The following is a 935-nucleotide window of genomic DNA, read 5'->3' as shown; positions in this document are numbered from 1 at the left end:
CATAGCCCTCAAGCTTGAAAAATAACCGACTTGCCCTCTGCTTTGCAGGGGGTAGGCGGGTATTATACCATAAATACAGAGGTAAGGCAATGAAAAGACAAAGCTTAAGCACAAAAATGGCAGCAAGGGGTATGAAACTGCGCACTTGGGCGAAATCTAAGGGCTTAAGTGAGAAAGACATAGGATTGCTTAATCAGCTCTCCTATGGGCTTATACAAGGTAAGCGCGGCAGAGGTAAAGAGCTTAAAGAAATGCTTGAATCTGATGGGTTTGGAATCGCATAGGGGCGCATAATGGGACAATGGGTAAGCAGCAGAGAGTTTGCAGAATCTAAGAGTATATCACTTCGCGCTTTGCAATTAAAAATTCAGAGAAACAAACAAAAAATTTTCTCTGTAAATACATATTTTTTTATGTATTTGTATGAAAATGGCATAGGGCGTGGTGGCAAAGTTTTGCGTATTTGGAGTGAGCCATTTGAGAGCGAAGCAGCAGCCCTCGCCTTTATAGAATCTTACACGCAAGAGCGAGTAGCTCATATCTTGCACACTCATTCTGCCACCACAGATTGCGCCATAAAGTTAGATTCTACCACACACGCATTAGATTCTACGCTATCCCATACCCACACAGAGCATATTTGTGCTTTGAGGGATACACACTCCACGCTTCAAAGCCATATCAAAGCACAAAGCTCTTCAGAGATTACAACACCTACAACACTGACAACACCGCGTAAAATAGGCACTTTGCACAAAAATGACAAAGCATTTATATCATCATCAGAATCTATACACTTGGGCAAAAGCAAAAATACATATGCAAGTGATGATAGAGACACTGATGATGTTCTAAGTGCTTTGAAACAAGAACGCTACACGCACAACTTGAGCGCGTTTGATAGGGCAAGTCAAAAGCAGAAAAACATTGCCCTA

The 935-nt window shown here is 41.8% G+C and carries 2 protein-coding genes; both read left to right on the top strand.

The window, feature by feature from the left end:
* The first annotated feature begins 89 nt into the window (after nt 1–89).
* Nucleotides 90–284: a hypothetical protein gene (locus tag OQH61_RS09425; RefSeq protein WP_266027179.1), complete on the top strand. Its 195-nt coding sequence runs from the start codon at nt 90–92 to the stop codon at nt 282–284.
* Nucleotides 285–293: 9 nt separating this feature from the next.
* Nucleotides 294–935, top strand: a 642-nt coding sequence (locus OQH61_RS09420; protein ID WP_266027178.1) for a hypothetical protein, incomplete at its 3' end; no start/stop codon positions are given.

Source organism: Helicobacter sp. MIT 21-1697, from assembly GCF_026241255.1.
In the GTDB taxonomy this organism is placed as follows: Bacteria; Campylobacterota; Campylobacteria; order Campylobacterales; family Helicobacteraceae; genus Helicobacter_C.
This window is presented reverse-complemented; position numbering and strand designations above follow the sequence as displayed.